General features: G+C 71.4%; 18 protein-coding genes. 8 read left to right on the top strand and 10 right to left on the bottom strand.

The window, feature by feature from the left end; genetic code table 11:
• Positions 1-103: 103 nt before the first annotated feature.
• The 4 genes from ABZ406_RS25950 to pdhA form a co-directional block, all read right to left on the bottom strand.
• A complete protein-coding gene (locus tag ABZ406_RS25950; protein ID WP_167493808.1) occupies positions 104-241 on the bottom strand; it encodes a hypothetical protein in 138 nt (45 codons plus the stop codon).
• Between the two features lie 218 nt (positions 242-459).
• Positions 460-1,911 carry a dihydrolipoamide acetyltransferase family protein gene (locus ABZ406_RS25945; protein WP_357766642.1) on the bottom strand — a complete coding sequence of 484 codons (1,452 nt, stop codon included), beginning with the start codon at positions 1,909-1,911 and terminating at the stop codon, positions 460-462.
• Positions 1,908-2,897 carry an alpha-ketoacid dehydrogenase subunit beta gene (locus tag ABZ406_RS25940; protein WP_357766640.1) on the bottom strand — a complete coding sequence of 330 codons (990 nt, stop codon included), beginning with the start codon at positions 2,895-2,897 and terminating at the stop codon, positions 1,908-1,910. Before ABZ406_RS25940 ends, ABZ406_RS25945 begins: the two co-directional genes overlap by 4 nt.
• Positions 2,897-4,072 (bottom strand): pyruvate dehydrogenase (acetyl-transferring) E1 component subunit alpha, encoded by a 1,176-nt coding sequence (gene pdhA / locus ABZ406_RS25935; protein ID WP_357766637.1) that lies wholly within the window; start codon positions 4,070-4,072, stop codon positions 2,897-2,899. Before pdhA ends, ABZ406_RS25940 begins: the two co-directional genes overlap by 1 nt.
• Before the next feature lie 527 nt (positions 4,073-4,599).
• On the opposite strand from pdhA, the gene ABZ406_RS25930 reads away from it, so the two are divergent.
• Positions 4,600-5,496, top strand: coding sequence for a hypothetical protein (locus ABZ406_RS25930; protein ID WP_357766634.1), 897 nt, complete (start codon positions 4,600-4,602; stop codon positions 5,494-5,496).
• 65 nt (positions 5,497-5,561) lie between these two features.
• Complete coding sequence (locus ABZ406_RS25925) at positions 5,562-6,185, top strand: phosphatase PAP2 family protein (protein WP_357766631.1); 624 nt, start codon at positions 5,562-5,564, stop codon at positions 6,183-6,185.
• A gap of 111 nt (positions 6,186-6,296) precedes the next feature.
• Here the strand turns inward: ABZ406_RS25925 and ABZ406_RS25920 are convergent, their stop codons facing one another.
• Genes ABZ406_RS25920 through ABZ406_RS25910 form a run of 3 tightly spaced genes read right to left on the bottom strand, consistent with a single transcriptional unit; the run spans position 6,297 to position 11,080 of the window.
• Positions 6,297-7,520 (bottom strand): hypothetical protein, encoded by a 1,224-nt coding sequence (locus ABZ406_RS25920; protein WP_357766628.1) that lies wholly within the window; start codon positions 7,518-7,520, stop codon positions 6,297-6,299.
• A 57-nt stretch (positions 7,521-7,577) separates the two neighbouring features.
• Positions 7,578-9,263, bottom strand: coding sequence for a GTPase (locus ABZ406_RS25915; protein WP_357766626.1), 1,686 nt, complete (start codon positions 9,261-9,263; stop codon positions 7,578-7,580).
• On the bottom strand, positions 9,260-11,080 hold the full coding sequence (locus ABZ406_RS25910) for an ABC transporter (protein WP_357766623.1): 1,821 nt from the start codon (positions 11,078-11,080) through the stop codon (positions 9,260-9,262). The genes ABZ406_RS25915 and ABZ406_RS25910 overlap by 4 nt, the downstream gene beginning before the upstream one ends.
• Before the next feature lie 220 nt (positions 11,081-11,300).
• Here ABZ406_RS25910 and dnaK point away from each other — a divergent pair, with 220 nt between their 5' ends.
• The 5 genes from dnaK (at position 11,301) to ABZ406_RS25885 (ending at position 16,051) form a co-directional block, all read left to right on the top strand.
• A complete protein-coding gene (gene dnaK, locus ABZ406_RS25905) occupies positions 11,301-13,175 on the top strand; it encodes a molecular chaperone DnaK (RefSeq protein WP_357766620.1) in 1,875 nt (624 codons plus the stop codon).
• A 48-nt stretch (positions 13,176-13,223) separates the two neighbouring features.
• A complete protein-coding gene (gene grpE / locus ABZ406_RS25900) occupies positions 13,224-13,982 on the top strand; it encodes a nucleotide exchange factor GrpE (protein ID WP_357766617.1) in 759 nt (252 codons plus the stop codon).
• Between the two features lie 85 nt (positions 13,983-14,067).
• Positions 14,068-15,249 (top strand): molecular chaperone DnaJ, encoded by a 1,182-nt coding sequence (gene dnaJ / locus ABZ406_RS25895; protein ID WP_357766614.1) that lies wholly within the window; start codon positions 14,068-14,070, stop codon positions 15,247-15,249.
• A gap of 30 nt (positions 15,250-15,279) precedes the next feature.
• Positions 15,280-15,720, top strand: coding sequence for a helix-turn-helix transcriptional regulator (locus ABZ406_RS25890; protein WP_030332087.1), 441 nt, complete (start codon positions 15,280-15,282; stop codon positions 15,718-15,720).
• Between the two features lie 136 nt (positions 15,721-15,856).
• Entirely contained in the window at positions 15,857-16,051 is a 195-nt protein-coding gene (locus ABZ406_RS25885) for a hypothetical protein (RefSeq protein WP_357766611.1), read from the top strand.
• 260 nt (positions 16,052-16,311) lie between these two features.
• Here ABZ406_RS25885 and ABZ406_RS25880 read toward each other — a convergent pair whose 3' ends face one another.
• Positions 16,312-16,743: a hypothetical protein gene (locus ABZ406_RS25880; RefSeq protein ID WP_357766608.1), complete on the bottom strand. Its 432-nt coding sequence runs from the start codon at positions 16,741-16,743 to the stop codon at positions 16,312-16,314.
• Between the two features lie 171 nt (positions 16,744-16,914).
• Between ABZ406_RS25880 and ABZ406_RS25875 the strand changes: the two genes are divergently transcribed.
• Positions 16,915-17,379, top strand: a complete 465-nt coding sequence (locus tag ABZ406_RS25875) for a GNAT family N-acetyltransferase (protein WP_357766605.1) — start codon at positions 16,915-16,917, stop codon at positions 17,377-17,379.
• Between the two features lie 11 nt (positions 17,380-17,390).
• Here the strand turns inward: ABZ406_RS25875 and ABZ406_RS25870 are convergent, their stop codons facing one another.
• Positions 17,391-18,605 (bottom strand): cation:proton antiporter, encoded by a 1,215-nt coding sequence (locus tag ABZ406_RS25870; protein ID WP_357766602.1) that lies wholly within the window; start codon positions 18,603-18,605, stop codon positions 17,391-17,393.
• Between the two features lie 5 nt (positions 18,606-18,610).
• Positions 18,611-19,111 carry a TrkA C-terminal domain-containing protein gene (locus ABZ406_RS25865; RefSeq protein ID WP_030332098.1) on the bottom strand — a complete coding sequence of 167 codons (501 nt, stop codon included), beginning with the start codon at positions 19,109-19,111 and terminating at the stop codon, positions 18,611-18,613.
• Positions 19,112-19,227: the final 116 nt, after the last annotated feature.

Here is a 19,227-nt window from a genome sequence, read left to right as displayed (position 1 = left end):
GCACTGCGGAATCCCGGTGGTGGGTGGCTGGGAAACGCCGATGGCCCACCCGGTGGGCCGGGTGGGCCATCGATCTGGAGGAGGTGAGGAAAGTCGTGGAGCGTCAGCTCACGTGACGCTGGGCGATGACGAGGATCTCCTCGCGAACTGCCGGCGAGTTCGCCGAGCGCAGCGCGTGCTCGATGGCACGGGCGCGGCGAGTGGCGTCGCGGTGGTTGCGGATTCGCTCGATCATGCTCATTGGTGGGTCCCCCTAGCTATTCGGTTGTCAGCCCCTGATGCCTCTATTCAACAGCACAAGGCGGCAAAATTCCATCGATTATTAGGTGAGCTGGGACACTTGCCTAACAATCAAAGGTCAACAGGCTCTCTGACCGACGGTTCCGTCGCCCAACGGACACGGCCGGTGTGCCGGGAGTTAACCCGTGGCACACCGGCCGTGGCTGGCGTCTCGAACGATCAGGTCCAGGCGAGCAGGGCCGCTTCCGGATCCGCGAGGAAGTCACCGATGTCCCGCAGGAACTTCGAGCCCAACTCACCATCGACGATCCGGTGATCGAAGCTCAGCCCCAACGTCGTGACCTGGCGAACCTTGACCTTGCCCTTGTGCACCCAGGGCATCTCCCGCACCGCGCCGAAGGCCAGGATCGCCGACTCACCCGGCGGCAGGATCGGTGTGCCGGTGTCCACCCCGAACACGCCGACGTTGGTGATGGTCAGGGTGCCGCCGGACATCGCCGCCGGAGAGGTGCGGCCGGACTTCGCCGTCTGCACCAGGTCGGTCAGCGCGTCCGCCAACTCCCGCAGCGAGAGTCGGCCGGCGTCCTTGACGTTGGGCACGATCAGGCCGCGTTCGGTGGCTGCCGCGATGCCGAGGTTGACGTACTCCTTGACCACGATCTCGTCGCCCGCCCAGGTCGAGTTGACCATCGGGTGCCGTTGCACGGCCAGCAGCACCGCCTTCGCCACCAGCAGCAGCGGCGAGACCCGTACGTCGCGCCACTCGCGCCGACCGCGCAGCCGGTCCAGGGCCTTCATCGCCCGGGTCACGTCGACGGTCAGGAACTCCGTCACGTGCGGGGCGGTGAACGCCGAGCGGGACATGTTCTCGGCGGTGAGCTTGCGGACGCCCTTGACCGGGATGCGCTGCTCCCGGTCCGCGCCGAAGCTGGGTGCGGTCGGCTCGGCAACCACCACGCTCGCACCGTTCGCCGCCTGCTGCACGTCCTCCCGAGTGATCGAGCCCAGTGGCCCCGACCCGGTCAACGCGCCGAGGTCGACCCCGAGATCCTTGGCAAGCTTGCGCACCGGAGGCTTGGCGAGAACCGCCCCACCCCGTCGATCATGGACTTGTGCTGCCGGAATCGTGGAGGTCGTGGCTGGTTTGTCAACCACCACAACTCCATGATCGACCCCAGCGGGAGCCTGCGCCGGAACGCCGCTCTTGCGTGGGCGACGCTTCGCCGCGGTGGTCCGCGGGCCGTAGCCGACAAGCACCGCCGTCCGCCCACCCGGGGCCGCACCGCCGATCAGGCCGGGCTCGATCATGCCCTCGGCCGGTGCCACCTCCACCGCCGCCAGCGAGGCCGCCGACGGGGTGGGCAGATCACTGCTGGGCGTGGCAGTGGTCGACAGCGCCTCCAGCGGCCCGGCGCCCGGGTCGGTGTCGATCGCGATGATCGGCGTACCGACCTCGACGGTGGTGCCCTCCGGGTGGTGGATCGCCTGCACCTGGCCGGCCCACTTCGCCGGGATCTCCACGGCTGCCTTCGCCGTCTCCACCTCGACGATCGGCTGGTTCAGCTCAATGGTGTCGCCGACCTTGACCAGCCAGGCCAGGATCTCGCCCTCGGTCAGGCCCTCGCCCAGGTCGGGCAGGTTGAACGTCTTGATCCGGGACATCTCACTCACCAGCCGAAGGTGCGGTCGACAGCGTCGAGCACCCGATCGAGGTCGGGCAGGTACTCCTCCTCCACCCGGGAGGCCGGGTAGGGGGTGTCGAAGCCGGTCACCCGCAGCACTGGCGACTCCAGGGAGTAGAAGCACTCCTCGGTGATCCGGGCGGCCAACTCGGCGCCGAGGCCGATGTTCGACGGCGCCTCGTGCACCACGACCACGCGGCCGGTGCGCTTCACCGACTCGTACGCCGCGCTCAGGTCCAGCGGCGAGAGCGAACGCAGGTCGATGACCTCCAACTCCCGGCCGTCCTCGGCGGCGGCGGTCGCCGCCTCCAGGCAGGTCCGCACCATCGGGCCGTAGGCCAGCACGGTGACGTCGGTGCCGGGCCGCACCACCCGGGCCGAGTGCAGGGGGTACGCGTCGGACAGCGGCGCGTCCAGGTCCACCTGGCCCTTCTCCCAGTAGCGCCGCTTGGGCTCCAGGAACACGATCGGGTCGTCCGAGGTGATGGCCTGCTGGATCATCACGTACGCGTCCTGCGGGTTGGAGCAGGTCACCACCTTCAGGCCGGCGGTGTGCGCGAAGTACGCCTCCGGCGACTCGGAGTGGTGCTCGACCGCGCCGATGCCGCCGCCGAACGGGATCCGGATCACCATGGGGATGGTGAGCTTGCCGCCCGAGCGGTAGTGCATCTTCGCCACCTGCGACACGATCTGGTCGTACGCGGGGTAGACGAAGCCGTCGAACTGGATCTCGCAGACCGGTCGGTAGCCACGGATGGCCAGACCGACAGCGGTGCCGATGATCCCGGACTCGGCCAACGGGGTGTCGATCACCCGCTGGTCGCCGAAGTCCTTCTGGAGACCGTCGGTGATCCGGAAGACGCCGCCGAGCTTGCCGACGTCCTCGCCCATGATGACGACCTTGCTGTCGTTCTCCAGGGCGCGGCGCAGACCGGTGTTGAGGGCCTTGCCGATGGTGAGCGTCTCCGTGGCCATCAGTGGGCGCTCCCCTCGAACGACTCCATGTAGCGGCTGAACGTCGCACGCTGCTCGTCGAGCAGCGGAGACCCGTTGGGGTAGACGTTGTCGAACATCGTCACCGGCTCCGGGTCGGGCATCTCGAGCACCCGCTCACGCAGGTGCACCGACTCGCGGCGGGCCTGCTCGTCGACCTCGGCGAAGAAGCCCGCGTCGGCGATCTGCTGCTTCTCCAGAAACGCCTTGACCCGGGCGATCGGGTCCTTGGCCTGCCACGCCTCGACCTCGCTGGCGATCCGGTAGCGGGTCGGGTCGTCGGAGGTGGTGTGCGCGCCCATCCGGTAGGTGTACGCCTCGATCAGGCTCGGACCCTGCCCCAGACGGGCGTTGTCCAGCGCGGTGCGGGTGACCGCGTACGTGGCGAGCACGTCGTTGCCGTCGACCCGTACGCCGGGGAAGCCGAAGCCGGCGGCCCGCTGGTAGAGCGGGACGCGGGTCTGCCGCTCCAGCGGCTCGGAGATCGCGTACTGGTTGTTCTGGCAGAAGAAGACAAGCGGGGCGTTGAACACGCTGGCCCAGACGAAAGCCTCGTTCACGTCACCCTGGCTGGTGGCGCCGTCGCCGAAGTAGGCGATCGCGGCCTCACCGTCGTCGGTGCCGGTCTTGCCGTCGATGGTGATCCCCATCGCGTAGCCGGTTGCGTGCAGGGTCTGCGCGCCGATGACGATCGTGTACATGTTGAACTTGAACTCGTTCGGGTCCCAGCCGCCCTGGTCGACACCGCGGAACAGGCCGAGCGGCATGATCGGGTCGATGCCCCGGCAGTAGAGGACGCCGTGCTCCCGATAGGTCGGGAAGGCCATGTCCTGGGTACGCAGCGCGCGACCGGAGCCAACCTGGGCGGCTTCCTGGCCGAGCAGGCTGGCCCAGAGGCCCAGCTCGCCCTGGCGCTGGAGTGCTGTCGCCTCGGCGTCCAACTTCCGGACCAGCACCAGGTCGCGGTAGAGGCCGCGGTATTCCTCGTCGGTGAAGTCGACGCGGTACTCGGTGCCGTCCGGCCCGATGGCGCTGTCGATCCGCTCGCCTTCGGGAGTGAGCAGCTGCACCAGCGCGGGGTCGCCGGCCGCGCCCTTCTTGGAGCGGGGTGCAGCCCGCCTGCTGCGGGTGGTGCCCCCGGGGTCGCCCTTTGCCATCGGTGTCTCCCTGTCGTGTCTGCGTCGGCACCGGGGGGTCACCCGGCCGCGCAACTCGTGCGCCTGCCCGGCTGCTGCCGGACCGGTTCCTGGCGGCCGCGCCTAGCCCCGGTGGGGGTTGCCGCACGGCGTGATCCGGGTTCTGGCCGAGCCCGGATCGGGAGCGCCGGCGCTCAACCGCGCCTGCCGCGAGGGTGCGCGGAGGTCACGGCTGCGTTGCCGTCGTGGTCCATATTCGCAGAGCAGGTGAGCGCGCCCACAGTACGCCTGCCCCAGCACGTCGACCGCCCATGCTTTGCCGCTGTTTGTCGCCATCATGCCGGCCTGCGTTTCCCATGCGATGCGGCACGATTCGTCACCGTTCGGACAGCACAGCGTGTCGACACGCAGTGGAGGTTGGCTGACCCACTGTGACTACGCCAGGCTGGTTCCCGCAGGATCGCGCCTATCGGGTTAATTGTCGGCTTTCTGCCGTCGGGCGGTGTCCATTCATGTCATTCGGCGGTCGACGGCAAGGGGTGTGTGCGGTGTACGAGCCAGGTGACGGTCCCGGCACACCAGGGCTTGGTCGGCACCGGTCGGCGGGCGGCTATCGCCGGATGGTGGGCGTTCATCGTGCCCCCGGCGCCGGTGGCCCCACCCGGGGTTACCTGCTCACCGTCGCGCTGCTGGCCGGCACCGCGTCGATGCCCATCCTCGCCGCGATCAGCGCCGGCTCGGCCACCCCGGGCAGCACCGCCCTGCCGGACAGCAGCACCCCGTTCCTGCCGACCCCGTCCGTCGGGCCGGTGGTGATCCCGCTGCCGATGACCAGCCAACCGCCGCTGTCACCGCTCGGCACACCGAGCGTCGGCCCGACCAGTGGCTGGCTGCCCGCCGCCCCCCGGCGTCCGCAGGAGGGGCCCGTCGCGGCCGATCCCGGGCCGGCCCTGCGGACGACCGCCCCACCGGTGGCACCGAAACCCACCCGGAGCAGTTCGCCGCCCGTCGCGCCCCCGCCGAACGACCCGGACCCGACCGACCCCCCGGACCCGGAGCCGACCGATCCGACCGATCCCACCGATCCGCCGGACCCGGAGCCCACCGACCCGGAGCCCACCGGCTCGGCCGACCCGGAGCCGACCCCGACGATGGACCCGACACCCACACTGGACCCGACGCTGGCACCGACACCCACACCGACCGGCGACACGACAGCGACCGCCGTGCCGACCAGCACTCAGAGCGTCCCGGGCCCCACACCGACCGGCGACACGACAGCGACCGCCGTGCCGACCAGCACCCGGACCGTCCCGTTCCCCACCCGTACGCCGCCCGGGGAGCCGACCCGCCGGCCCAGCCCGGCGATCCCGTCGCCGTCGGCCGTCGGCCCGTCGCCGCTGGCCGGACCGACGTACCCGGCGGTGTCACCGGCGGTACGGTGACGATCAGGCGCGGCCCGTCCGGCGTCGGCGGTGTTCGGCGGTAGACGCGTACCGGAGGGGGTGACGTGGGCGGCGGTGCGGAACCCCGCCCGGTCACCACCCGGCCCGGCCCCGGGCTGCGGATCGCCCGGCTGGTCACCGAGGTCACGGCACCGGCGGTGCTCGTGTCGCTGCTGATCCTCACGGTGAGCTGGCACAGCGCGAGCCGCCCGGGTCAGGGCCTCGTCTGGGGTCTGCTCGCCACTCTCTTCGTCACCGGCATCCCGTTCGCCTACATCGTCGGCGGAGTACGGCGTGGCCGGCTGACCGACCACCACGTCGGCCGCCGCGAGCAGCGCCGGGCTCCGCTGCTCGTCGGCCTCGGTTCGGTAGCGGCAGGGCTCGCCCTGCTGGCGGTGGTCGGCGCGCCCCGCCCGGTGTTGGCGCTGGCGCTGGCCGGCCTCGTCGGCCTCGTCGTCGCGGTGTCGGTGAGCCACTGGTGGAAGATGTCGATCCACTCGGCGGTGGCCGCCGGCACGCTCGTCATCCTGATGCTGACCTTCGGGACCTGGCTGGTCGTCGCCGCCCCGCTGCTGGCGGTGGTCGGCTGGTCCCGGGTCCGGCTGAGGGACCACACGGTGGCGCAGGTGGTGGCCGGAGGCGCGCTCGGCGCCCTGATCGCCACCGTGGTCTTCGGCCCGCTGCGCTAGCCGGCCCGTTGCGCCAGGCGGCCGGCCTCGCCTCGGCCCGCTGCGCCAGCCGGCCTCGGGCGGGCTGGTTCGGAGGGTGGGCGGCGCGGTGCCGCCCACCCTCACACGTCGTCAGGCGCCGTCGTCGGCGAGGCGGTGCCGGTTCGCCTCGATCCACGCGTCCAGTGCGGCCGGGTCGTCCGGGTCCACCCCGTCGGCCATCAACTGCGCCACCGCTGCGGTGGCCGCGCTGCGCCGCTCACCAGTCGAGTAGAGGCGGGCGAACTCCGGCACCATCTCCTCGATCGCCTCGTCGGTGCGCGTCGTCGCCGCCTCGGGCAGCCCGCGCTGGCGCGACGCGTACCGCGCCCAGGCCCGGAGCACCCGGGGCAGCATCGCCGCGTCGTCCATGTCCAGCACGGCCCGGCGGTGCACCCAGTCGAGCAGGAAGAGCCCGGACACCGCAGGGCTCCAGCGCATCGGGTCGGCGTCCGGGAAGCTCGCCGAGTGGTCCAGCAGCAGGCTCAGGCAGAAGTGCAGGGAAGCCAGCTCGGGGCCGTCGACGGCGTCCAGCCCGAAGCGGGCGGCCTCCGGCGAGGCGAGGAACCGCCGGACCAGATCGGTGCGCTCGGCCGCGGAGAGTGGTTCGACCTCCGCCGGACCGGTCGGGTCGGCGGCGGTGGGCAGCACCGCCAGCCGGGCACCTACCAACGCCCGGTCGGTGGCGAGCGACCCCTCGCCGGGCAACTCGCCGAGATCGTCGGTGACGGCCAGGTGGCGTGCCACCTCACCGCGGAACCGGGCCGGGTCTTCGGTCCGGAACCAGGTCAACTCGTCGTCGGCGCACATCTGTCGGACCTGGTCCAGGATCCGTTCGGCCGGCCCGCCCACGAAGATGTCCTTGGTGATCCCGATGTTGTGGTCCACCAGGGCCACCAGCGCGTGCTCCGAGCCGCCGGAATCGTCGTCGTAGGCAAAGGTCGCGAGGTAGGAGGTCTGATCGCCGTACACGTCGCCGTACGCCCAGGTGCCGGTGAGGTGCACCCGGCCGAGCTGGGCCGTCCAGGTGGGCGCCTGGCTGCCCGGACGCACCCGCTCGCTGCCCTCGGCGGTCGGGACGAGCGTGGCGAAGACCTGCCGGATGGTGGTCGCCGCCGCCACCCTGCGGCGGGCGGTGGCGGCGAGGAAGCCGGTGACGAACTCCCGTACGGCGGCGTCGCGGTCGGTCTCCGCGATCGCGTAGACACTGCCCAGCAGGGCACTGCCGAGCATCTCGGCGTCGAGGGCGGACTCCAGCTTGGTCACGTCGCGTGCGGCGTGCAGCACCGCGTCGTAGGGGGTCTGAGGCGTGGCCATGCTCCGACCCTACGCCGCTCGAGGCGTACGCAGAGCGGTAGCGAGCCGTGCGGAGCGTCAGCGGCGTGCGGCGTCCCGCAGCGCGTCGCGTGCCTGCGCGTACGACCCGAGCACGATCCGTACCGGTGTCAGCACGTACTCGTTGCCCACCTGGGCGACCCGCGCCGTCAGTCGCTGATCGGCGCGGGCCCGGGCGCGCCGGGCGGCCCAGCGCACCACCGGACGGGTCAGCGCCGCCACCAGCAGCCCGGCCAGCAGACCGCCGAGCAGCAGCACCGTCGGCAGCGGCACCTGGCCGACCATCGGGTTGTCGAGCGCGGGCAGGCCGAGCGCTCGCAGCGCGTAGCCGAGCACCAGCCAGCCCAGCCCGACCACGGCGGCGAGGGTGACGAACCACTGCACACCGCCGACGATCCGCCACCACAGCGGCCGCCGGTCGAGGCCGAGGTCGGTGCCGGCGATCGAGCGGTCCAGGGCGTCCGGCAGGTCGCCGAGGCGGGACCGGGCGGCGGAGGTGACCGCGCCGGGCCAGTCGGCCGGCAGGTCGGCGCCGGCCCGGTCGGCCACCGCGCGGATGGCGAGGCCGAGCGCCGAGCGCTGGGCGGCCGTCGGGTCCGGTACCGAGGTGGCCGCGACCAGGCTTTCCGCCGGGTCGGTCTGGTCGCCGGCCGGGCCGGGCAGGTGCAGCCGACGCAGCGGGTCGGGTCGCAACCGCCGCCAGCCCCGGACCACCGGCCAGCCGGTGGCCGCGCCGGCCCGGTGCCGGTACGCCCGCTCGACGGCCTCGGTCACCGCGGGCACCCCGGCCGCCCCGGCCAACGCCCGGTTCAGCCCATCGACGGCGGCGTCGTCCGGCCCACCCGCCGGCCGGGCCGAGCCGACCAGTTCGTCCAGGCCGGCGACGACGCTGTCGACGTCACCAGCGAGTCGACGCAACGCGGCCTGCCGCTCGGCGACAGTGCGTTCCAGGGCGTTGCGCAGCCCGACCATCCCGGCCGGGTCGATGGCGGTGGTGGCCAGCAGGGGCACCCCGGTCAGCCCGTCCGTGTCGAGCAGCCGACGCAGGTCGTCCAGGACCCGGGGCACCTCGGCCAGGGGCAGCCGGTCGGCCTGGTTGAGCACGACGACTGTGACGTCGCGGTGCCTGTGGAACTCGCGCAGGTAGCTGTCGTGGATGACCCGGTCGGCGTACTTCTGCGGGTCGACCACCCAGACCACCTGGTCGACAAGGCCGAGGAGCCGGTCCACCTCGAGCCGGTGGGATCGCTGCACCGAGTCGAAGTCGGGCAGGTCGAGCAGGATCAGCCCGTGCAGGGCGGTCTCGTCGTCAGCGTCCAGGGCGCTCTCCCGGACGAAACGGTGGCGGGGCAGTACGCCGATCCAGTCGAGCAGGTGGCTGGCGCCCTCCAACGGCCCCCACACGCAGGCGTGGGTGACGCCGGTGGTCGGCCGGCGGACCCCGACCGGTGAGAGTGCCAGTTGGGCCAACGCGTTGAAGAGGCTCGACTTGCCGCTGCCGGTGGCACCGGCCAGGGCGACCACCGTGTGGTCCCGGGACAGCGCGAGCCGGGTGCCGGCCCGCTCGACGAGAGTGTGCGCGGGCACCAGGTCGGAATCCGGCAGCAGGCCGTCCACGGCGGTCAGGAACCGGCGTACCGCGTCCAGTCGGGAGATGAGCGCGTCGGCGTCGACCCGCTGGTCCCCACGGAACGCCTCGCGGACCCGGCCGGCGATGTTGCTCACCGCAAACCCTCCTCGTCGCGGGCGGACAGGCCGCTGCGATGCCGGGCCAGCTCGACCCGGCCGGCGGCCCGGCGCAGCCCGTCGCCGGCGTCCGCCGCGGGCCGGGCGTCGGCGGTGCGGCTCAGGAAGCGGTCGGCCTCCGCGCCGAGCAGCGTCCGCACCCGGACCAGCAGGTCGGTGCGGGCCTTGGCGGCGAGGGTACGCACCGCCTGGTCGCCGAAGATCGCCTGGAGGACGGCCTGCGCGGCGACGGTGGTGCCGGCCCCGGTGGCCAACTCCAACCCGGTCGGGATGAACGCGGTGGAGGCGAAGACGGCGATCATCACGGCCAACCCGGTGGCGTTCACCGCGTAGGCGGCGGTGCGGGCCACGAACCGCTTGTCGCCACCCTCGACCCGGACCAGTTCCAGCACGCCGCGCTGCCAGTCCCGGACCAGGCGCTCGGCCCGCTCGGGCAGCTCCTCGCTCGGGTGGGCGAGCGCCGGATCGAGCAGCCCGGCGCCGGCCGGGTGTGCCTTCCACCCGGTGTACGCGGACTCGGCGGCCTCCGAGGCCACCCCCCGCAGCAATGTCACCAGCTGGGACTCGATGGCGTTGCGCAGCTCGACGGAGGGTGCCGGCCGACCGGTGACGGCGGCCACGACCCGGTCCCGTAGCCGGCCGATCCGTGCCTCCAGCGTGCGGAACAGTTCGCCGGTGCCGACGAACTCCTGCCAGCGGGCGAGCACCTCGCCGCGGAGCAGCCGGCCGTCCTGGAGCCCCTGCTCGACGGTGCGCTCGGCACCCCGGTACGCGGCCTGGACCCGCTCGTCCAGCCCGTCGGCGGCGGCGAGCTGCTCGTCGGCGGCGTCGGCCAGATCCTCCACCGCGGGGTGGAGTGCGGCGAGCGCCCCGTCGAGCGTCTGGCGGACCACCGCGGCCCGCGCGTCGACGTCGGCGGCCAACCTGGCGAACCAGTCGGCCAGGGGCGCTGTCACCCCCTCGGGCAGGAGCCCCTGACCGTCGACCCACGTCTCGGGCAACACGAACAGCGGTGCCCGGCCGAGGTCCTGCTCGGCGAGCATCTCGGTCAGGTGCGCGGCGATCTCGTCGGTGGCCTCGGCGGGCACCCGGTCCAGCACCATGGCGATCACCGCGCCGCGCGTCCGGGCGCTGCGCAGCAGCTCCCAGGGCACCGCGTCGGCGTACCGGGCGGCGGTGGTGACGAAGAGCCACAAATCAGCGGCGGCCAGCAGTTGGGTGGCGAGCGCCCGGTTGGCGTCGACGACCGAGTCGATGTCGGGCGCGTCGAGGAAGGCCAGCCCGGCGGGCAGGGCCGGGGCGGTGACGAGGTGCAGGGCCCGCGGATCGTCGCTCGGCTCGGTGGTGCGGGTCAGCCCGGGCAGGAGGTCACCCTGCCGGAACCAGGCCGCGTCGGACGGGTTGCAGACCAGCACCGGCGAGCGGGTGGTCGGCCGGAGGACGCCGGCCGCGCTGACCCGGGCCTTGACGAGGCTGTTGACCAGGGTCGACTTGCCGGCGCCGGTGGAACCGCCGACCACCACGAGCAGCGGTGCGTCCAACCGGGCGAGCCGGGGCAGCAGATAGTCGTCGAGCTGGTCGGTGAGGGCGGTGGCGGTCTGCCGGGCGGAGCCGGCAGAGGGCAGCGCGAGGGGATACCGGGTCGCGCCGATCGCCTCCCGGAGGCCCGACAGGGCACCGGGGAGGCCGTCGTCCCCGGTGGTGGCGGGCGGCTCCTCCGCGGCGTCCGGCGGGGCGGTGCGGGCTGCGACGGCGGGCGCACCGGAACGGGTGGCGGGATCGCCGTGCGTCGTCACCGCTAAAGCGTGCCCGACCGATGCAAGGGAAGACAACCGGACGGTAATAACGGCTGGGTTGCGTCGAGGTGACTCAAGTCAACTTGACGATTGGCCAACGCGTGGCACTATTGAGTCAAGTTCACTCAACTTGTGGTGGGGCCCGCTGCGGGCGGTGCTCGCCAGCAGCCCACGGGCGACGCCCGTCACCTGCACAACCTTACGAAGCGAGGAAGCGAACATGGCACGTGCGGTCGGTATCGACCTCGGCACGACGAACTCCTGCGTCAGCGTTCTCGAGGGCGGTGAGCCCACCGTCATCGCCAACGCTGAGGGGTCACGGACGACTCCGTCGATCGTCGCGTTCGCCCGCAACGGCGAGGTGCTCGTCGGTGAGGTCGCCAAGCGCCAAGCGGTCACCAACCCGGACCGGACGATCCGGTCGGTCAAGCGCGAGGTCGGCACGAACTGGTCCGTCGACATCGACGGCAAGAAGTACACCCCGCAGGAGATCTCGGCCCGGACGCTGATGAAGCTCAAGCGGGACGCCGAGGCGTACCTGGGCGAGCAGATCACCGACGCGGTGATCACCGTTCCGGCCTACTTCAACGACAGCCAGCGCCAGGCCACCAAGGAGGCCGGTGAGATCGCCGGCTTCAACGTGCTGCGGATCGTCAACGAGCCGACCGCGGCCGCCCTGGCGTACGGGCTGGACAAGGGCTCCAAGGAGCAGACCGTCCTGGTCTTCGACCTCGGCGGTGGCACCTTCGACGTGTCGCTGCTGGAGCTTGCCGAGGGCGTCGTCGAGGTCAAGTCGACGAGCGGTGACAACCAGCTCGGTGGCGACGACTGGGACCAGCGGATCATCGACCACCTGGTCAAGACGTTCCGTGGTGAGCACGGCATCGACCTCGGTCAGGACAAGATGGCCCTCCAGCGGCTTCGTGAGGCCGCCGAGAAGGCCAAGATCGAGCTGTCCGCCGCCACCACCACCAACATCAACCTGCCGTACATCACCGCCGGCGCCGCCGGCCCGCTGCACCTCGACGTGACGCTGAGCCGCGCCGAGTTCCAGCGGATGACGCAGGATCTGCTGGACCGCTGCAAGGGCCCGTTCGAGCAGGCCGTGAAGGACGCCGGGATCAAGATCTCGGACGTCGAGCACGTCATCCTGGTCGGCGGTTCGACCCGGATGCCCGCCGTGACCGACCTGGTCAAGCAGCTCACCGGCCGCGACCCGAACAAGGGCGTCAACCCGGACGAGGTCGTCGCCGTCGGCGCAGCCCTCCAGGCCGGTGTGCTCAAGGGTGAGGTCAAGGACGTTCTGCTGCTCGACGTGACCCCGCTGAGCCTGGGCATCGAGACCAAGGGCGGCATCTTCACCAAGCTGATCGAGCGCAACACCACGATCCCGACCAAGCGCTCCGAGGTCTTCACCACTGCCGACGACAACCAGCCGTCGGTGCTGATCCAGGTGTTCCAGGGTGAGCGGGAGATCGCGGCCTACAACAAGAAGCTCGGCACCTTCGAGCTGACCGGCCTCCCGCCCGCGCCGCGCGGCGTGCCCCAGATCGAGGTCGCCTTCGACATCGACGCCAACGGCATCGTCAACGTGCACGCCAAGGACCTGGGCACCGGCAAGGAACAGAAGATGACGATCACCGGCGGCTCCTCGCTGCCGAAGGACGACATCGAGCGGATGCGCCGGGACGCCGAGGAGCACGCGGAGGAGGACAAGCGTCGCCGCGACGACGCCGAGACCCGCAACGTGGCCGAGGCGCTCCAGTGGCAGACCGAGAAGTTCCTCGCCGAGAGCGGCGACAAGCTGCCCGGCGAGAACCGCGAGCAGCTCAACGAGGCGCTCGGCGAGCTGCGTGGCGCCCTCGGCGGTCAGGACATCGAGAAGATCAAGTCCGCGCACGAGAAGCTGGCGCAGGTCTCCCAGCAGGCCGGTTCGCTGCTCTACTCACAGCAGGCCGAGCAGGGGCAGCCGGGTGGCGAGCCCGGCCCGGGTGCGACCGGCGCCACCGGCGCGACCGGTACGGGTGGCGCGCAGGCCGGCGGCGCCGACGACGTGGTCGACGCGGAAATCGTGGACGAGGACGGCAAGAAGTGACCGTCGGCCTCCGACACGTATCCACCGCCAAGGGGATGAGGTAGCCGCATGACGCAGAAGCCACGAGCCGCCGACCCGGCCGACACCGGGTCGACGCCGGGTGGCTCCGCGCCCACGGAGCCGACCACCGGTGACGGGGAGCGGGTCGTCATCCGCAACAACCGAAAGCTCATCGACACCACCGAGCCGGAGGGCACCGCCGCCGACGCGGAGACCGGTGTGCCGGCCGAAGGGCTGGTCGAGGACGCCGAGGTCGTGGTCGACGAGATCGAGGTCGAGGTCAACGCCACCGACGGGCCGGAACCGTCCGGTCCGCCGGTGGTGGACGCCCCGGCGCAGCCGGTCGACGGTGGCGGCCCGGGCACCTCGCTCGGCGCCGAGTTGGAGGCGCTGCGGGCCGAGCTCGACGAGCGCACCAGGGATCTGCAGCGGGTGTCGGCGGAGTACGCCAACTACCGCAAGCGGGTCGACCGGGACCGCAGCCTGGTGCAGGAGCAGGCGACCGGCTCGGTGCTGGCCGCGCTGCTGCCGATCCTCGACGACCTGGACCGGGCCCGGGAACATGGCGACCTGGTCGGGCCGTTCGGCACGGTGGCGGAACAGCTCACCACCGCGCTGGGCAAGTTCGGCCTGAACGCCTTCGGCGAGCAGGGCGACCCGTTCGACCCGACCCGGCACGAGGCGGTCGCGCACCAGACCTCGGCCGACGTCAGCGAGCCGACCTGCGTACAGGTCATGCGACGCGGCTACCAGCTCGGTGAGCGGCTGCTGCGCCCCGCGCTCGTCGCGGTCGCGGATCCGGAATAGTGCCAGACAGTGACCGGGTCGTCCCGCCCACCGCACAGCGGTGGGCGGGACGACCGGGCCACCAGGGTCGGAAGGAGGTGGACCGGTGAGTTCCAAGGACTGGATCGAGAAGGACTTCTACGCCGTGCTCGGCGTGGACAAGGCCGCCTCCGCTGATGACGTCAAGAAGGCGTACCGCAAGCTGGCCCGGGAGTCGCACCCGGACCACAACCCCGGAGATCCGAAGGCCGAGGAGCGGTTCAAGGCCGCGTCCGAGGCGTACAACGTGCTGTCGGACAGCGGTCGCCGTCGCGAGTACGACGAGATGCGGTCCCTGTTCGGCTCGGGCGCGTTCCGACGCAACGCCCGGGGTGGGGCTCAGCCGGGCGGCATGCCGTTCGACGTCTCCGACATGTTCGGCGGCGGCGGCGCCGGTGATCGCCGCTTCGGAGGCGCCGGCTTCCAGGACCTGTTCAGCTCGATCTTCAGCGGTGGGCAGGCCGGTGGGCAGGCCGCCCCACGCGGTCCGGCCCGTGGTCGGGACGTGGAGACCGAGGTGGCACTGGACTTCGGCGACGCGGTGCGTGGGGTGACGCTGCCCCTGACGCTGCGCGCGCCGGGGGTCTGTGACACCTGCAACGGCAACGGGGCGAAGCCCGGCACCCAGCCGCGTACCTGCCAGGTCTGTCACGGTGCCGGTGTGACGACTCGCAACCAGGGGTCGTTCAGCTTCTCCGAGCCGTGCCGCAACTGCCAGGGCGTCGGCACCGTGGTCGAGGAGAAGTGCCCGGAGTGCCACGGCAGCGGCGGGGTCACCAAGACCCGCACCATGAACGTGCGCTTCCCGGCCGGGGTGGCCGACGGTCAACGCATCCGGCTTGCCGGCCGCGGGGAGCCGGGTGAGCGCGGCGGCCCGGCCGGCGATCTCTTCGTGCACGTCAAGGTTCGGCCGGACGAACTGTTCGGGCGTACCGGCGACGACCTGACGCTTGCCGTGCCGGTCACCTTCGCGGAGGCCGTGCTCGGCACGGACCTGCGGGTGCCCACACTCGACGGTGCGGTGACCCTGCGGGTGCCGCCGGGGACGCCGAGCGGGCGGGTGCTGCGGGCCCGCGGCAAGGGTGTGGTCCGCCGTGACGGTCAGGCCGGTGACCTGCTTGTCACGCTGGACGTGGTGGTGCCGGCCCGGTTGTCGGACGAGGCACGCACGGCGCTGGAGTCGTTCGCGGAGCAGAGCCCGCCGGCGGCCCGGGAACATCTCGACGCACGGGTGCGCAGAGTCAGTTAGTCCGGTGGAATGGACGCGGAGGTGAGCGGGATGTCGGGCGAGTTCCTTGGTTCGGGTGACCCTGCCTACGAGGCCAAGGTGCTGATGATCTCGGTAGCGGCGCGGATGGCGGGAATGCACCCGCAGACCCTGCGCCAGTACGACCGGCTGGGGCTGGTGCAGCCCGGCCGGGCCGCTGGCGGCGGGCGTCGCTACAGCGTCCGCGACGTGGTGCTGCTGCGCGAGGTGCAGCGGCTCAGCCAGGACGACGGGATCAACCTGGCCGGCGTCAAGCGGATCATCGGGCTGGAACGGCTGCTGGAGCAGGCGCAGCAGCGGGTTGCCCGGCTGGAGGCGGAGCTGGACGCCGCGTACCGCCGGGTGGCCGAGTTGGAGTCGCTGGCCCGCTTCCCGGGCCGGGATCTGGTGCCGACCAACCGCACGTCCACCGCCCTGGTGGTGTGGCGTCCCCGCCGCACGCCCGATCGCTGACCATTCGCTCACCCGGATCTGTCTCATCGGCCCGGACCACGCTGGATTCCCGGCGCGGTCCGGGCCGCTTCGGTTAGCCTGTCGATACGGGTCCAATCGTGTTAATACGGACCTACCGGCATGGCGAGGGGGAGCGATGGCGGAACCGGCGAAGAAGGTGGCCCAGCAGACGGAAGACCGGTTGGAGAGCCTGGCCGAAACCGTTCGCAAGAAGTTCGACAAGGTGACCGAGGGGACCTACCGGGACCGGATCATCGCAGGCCGGTTCGCCGAGGACGGCGACCACGCCGGCGAACAGGGCCGAGCCGAGACGGTACGCAAGCAGGACTGACCGGTGACCGACGTGCGGGCCGGGACCCACGGGGGGTCCCGGCCCGTTCGTCGTCGGGTGCGGGCCGCAGCGAGGGTCCGCCGATCGACTCGCAGGTCCTTTGGAACTGAATCGTCTACGACATCACGCGGTGGCTCTGCCCCCGCCCGCCCCGGCCAGCGGAACGACCCGTACATGTCGGGCACGAATCGTTTACGACATCAGCTCCAAAGGGGCGTACTCGCACCAAGCCCTCGCCGACGGTTCGGCGAATCCGGCGTTCAGCCGAGGCGGCGGTTTTCGCGGACCAGGCCGCCCTCGCACCAGTCCCGGTAGACGAAGAGATCCGGTCGGGCCAACAGCACGCGGCCGTTGTGCGCCCAGATCCTCATCAGTTCGTCGCCGTCCCGCTCGGCCTGTTCGACGAGCTTGCGGAAGCGGCGTTTGGGGTGGGCGCGGAAGTTCGTCCGGATGCCGTCAGCCGCGTAGATGTAGAGGCAGTGCAACGCGAAACGCCGCGCCGGGCAGGTCGGGTCCATCGCCAACTCGAAGAGCGTCACCACCAGTCGGTCGCCCGAGACCAGCAGGTCCCAGTCGGGTGGCATCGAGGCCAACGGCACCGAATCAGGCTGGTACGCCCAGGCCCGCAACTCCGCCGGAGTCGGATCGACGGGGTTGGCGAAGCCGTGGAAAGTCGACTCCTGCACGCTCACCGGCCAACCTTCCGCTCTCGCCCGCGTCTGGCAACGCTGCCTGCGGACCGTGGCTGCTGGGGCGAAACGGTAACCCGCCGTCGGGTGCTGCGGTAGCCCCCGTGGGGAGCAATTCCGCAACCGTTGGCACGGCGGGTCCACGAGATCGACAGCGCCGTCGATGATGCTCCTATGACCACACACGTTCGACGGTCCCAGCCCGGAGCCGAGGCGCAGTTCGTCATCGGGCTGGAGTGGCTTTTCGCCCCTCCCGGTAGCCGTCCCGTGGATTGGGACCGCGACCGCGCCGTCGAGCGGACCGCGGAATTGCTCACCCGCGAAGATGTCGCACTCTTCGAAGCGCGATCGGATGAGGACCAGGTGGTCGGCGTGGCGAGCGTCTACCTGGACATCCTCTCGGTGCGCTTCGGTCGTCGGGCTTCGATCGAGGACCTCGCCGTGCACCCCGAATGGCGCTCCCGGGGTGTCGGCTCGAACCTCCTCGCGGCGGCCAGGGCATGGGCGTACGAACAGGGCGCCGACTACGTCTTCCTGGAGTCCGGGCTGGCCCGCACCGAGGCGCACCGCTTCTACCTTCGCGAGGGTGCGACCCAGGCGGCCGCGGCGTTCAGGTGGACCGGACGGCCCACCCGCTGACGCCGTCCCGGTCAGTGAACTGAGTCGGTGACCGGAATCCGCTCCTGCCGCTGGGCCGCCGCGCGGTTGCGCAGCCACCGCTTGAACCACGGGAAGTCCGGCAGCCGGGCCAGGATCGGCCCGGTCACCACCGTGATCAGGACGTACGTCGCGGCCAGCGCAGCCAACCGCGGCTCGACGCTCCCGGCGGCCACCGCGAGCCCGGCGATGACGATGGAGAACTCACCTCGGGGTACGAGCGCCAACCCGGCCCGCCATCGGCCAGGTTCCGCGATGCCGACCCGGCGGGCGGCGAGGTAGCCGGTGAGTGTCTTCGTCGCCATGGTGACCACGGCCAGGGCGAGTGCCGGCAGCAGCACCGGCGGAATGTCCTGCGGGTCGGTGGTCAGGCCGAAGAAGACGAAGAACACCGCGGCGAACAGGTCCCGCAGGGGCGAGAGCAACTCAGTGGCGTGGTGCGCCACCGGGCCGGACAGGGCGATGCCGACCAGGAACGCGCCGACCGCCGCCGACACCTGGAGCGACGCGGCGATGCCGGCGATCAGCAACGTCAGACCGAGTACGCCGAGGAGCAGCGCCTCCGGGTCCTTCGCCGACAGCGCGGACGAGATCAGGTGGCCGTACCGGATGGCGACCACCAGCACGATCAGCACCGTACCCACCGCGACGGTGAGCGCGATCCCGCCGCCGAGCAGGCCGGTACCGGCCAGTACGGCGGTGACCAGCGGCAGGTAGAGGGCCATGGCCAGGTCCTCGATGACCAGCACCGAGAGGATCACCGGGGTTTCCCGGTTACCGAGCCGGCCCAGGTCGGCGAGGACCTTCGCGATCACCCCGGACGAGGAGACCCAGGTGATGCCGCCGAGCACCAGGGCGGCTACCCAGTCCCAGCCGAGCAGCAGGGCGAACCCCGCGCCGGGTAGCGCGTTGAGGACGCCGTCGATCAGCCCTGCCGGTGCCGCCGAGCGAAGGTTGCCGACGAGTTCGTTGGCCGAGTACTCCAGGCCGAGCATCACCAGCAGAAGGATGACGCCGATCTCGGCGCCGACTGCGAAGAACTCCTCGCTGGCGTCCAGCGGCAACAGCCCACCGTGCCCGAACGCGAGCCCGGCCAACAGGTAGAGAGGAATGGGAGAGAGGCCGAATCGCCGGCTGAGCCGGCTGAGGAGCCCGAGCAGCAGCAGCAGCGCACCGACTTCGATGAGCAGCGTGGTGAAATCGTGCATCCGCCTCAGCCGTCCGGGTCACTGTCGGCGAGGATGGCGGACACGCCGTCGAGACCTCTACGGGTCCCGACAACGACCACCACGTCACCGGCCGCGAAGCGGAAGGAGGGGAGTGGCGAAACGATCACTTCGCCTTCACGCAGAACAGCCACGATGGAGGCGCTGGTGCGGGTACGCGCCTTGGTGTCGCCGAGCTTCCGGTTCACGTACGGCGAACCGGCAGTGATGGCGATCTGTTCGGTGAGCAGACCGGCGGCCTGCTCCCGGAGACCGGAGAGCTGACCGAGCATCAGCGACGCGCCGAGAATGTCGGCCAGAGCCTCGGCCTCGTCGTCGGTGAGCGGGATGTCCGACTGGCAGGCGTCGGGATCATCGGGATCGTAGAGAACAAGATCCCGGCGGCCGTTGCGGTGGGAAACGACGCCCAGGCGGCGTCCGGACTCCGTCACCAGATCGTGACGTACCCCGATCCCGGGTAGGGCGGTCTGCTCGACACGTACTCGCACTCTCCAAGGCTACCGCTTGATGAACAATCCGCAGATCTTGGACGGACGGCGGTCGTCGAACCAGGCCCCGCGCAGCTCAACGGCCGTGATCGGGGGAAGGTCGGCGGCAACGGCGG

Origin of the sequence: Micromonospora sp. NPDC005710 (assembly GCF_040630995.1) — a bacterium.
Lineage (GTDB): Bacteria > Actinomycetota > Actinomycetes > Mycobacteriales > Micromonosporaceae > Micromonospora.
Note: the sequence above shows the minus strand (reverse complement) of the source record. Positions and strands in the feature narration are given on the sequence as shown.

Excerpts from the sequence above, each read along its gene's own strand:
- pdhA (WP_357766637.1), bottom strand. The coding sequence starts at position 4,072 with ATGGCAAAGGGCGACCCCGGGGGCACCACCCGCAGCAGGCGGGCTGCA.
- ABZ406_RS25885 (WP_357766611.1), top strand. The coding sequence starts at position 15,857 with ATGGCGGAACCGGCGAAGAAGGTGGCCCAGCAGACGGAAGACCGGTTG.
- ABZ406_RS25890 (WP_030332087.1), top strand. The coding sequence starts at position 15,280 with ATGTCGGGCGAGTTCCTTGGTTCGGGTGACCCTGCCTACGAGGCCAAG.
- ABZ406_RS25950 (WP_167493808.1), bottom strand. The coding sequence starts at position 241 with ATGAGCATGATCGAGCGAATCCGCAACCACCGCGACGCCACTCGCCGC.
- ABZ406_RS25870 (WP_357766602.1), bottom strand. The coding sequence starts at position 18,605 with ATGCACGATTTCACCACGCTGCTCATCGAAGTCGGTGCGCTGCTGCTG.
- ABZ406_RS25920 (WP_357766628.1), bottom strand. The coding sequence starts at position 7,520 with ATGGCCACGCCTCAGACCCCCTACGACGCGGTGCTGCACGCCGCACGC.
- ABZ406_RS25940 (WP_357766640.1), bottom strand. The coding sequence starts at position 2,897 with ATGGCCACGGAGACGCTCACCATCGGCAAGGCCCTCAACACCGGTCTG.
- ABZ406_RS25875 (WP_357766605.1), top strand. The coding sequence starts at position 16,915 with ATGACCACACACGTTCGACGGTCCCAGCCCGGAGCCGAGGCGCAGTTC.
- dnaK (WP_357766620.1), top strand. The coding sequence starts at position 11,301 with ATGGCACGTGCGGTCGGTATCGACCTCGGCACGACGAACTCCTGCGTC.
- grpE (WP_357766617.1), top strand. The coding sequence starts at position 13,224 with ATGACGCAGAAGCCACGAGCCGCCGACCCGGCCGACACCGGGTCGACG.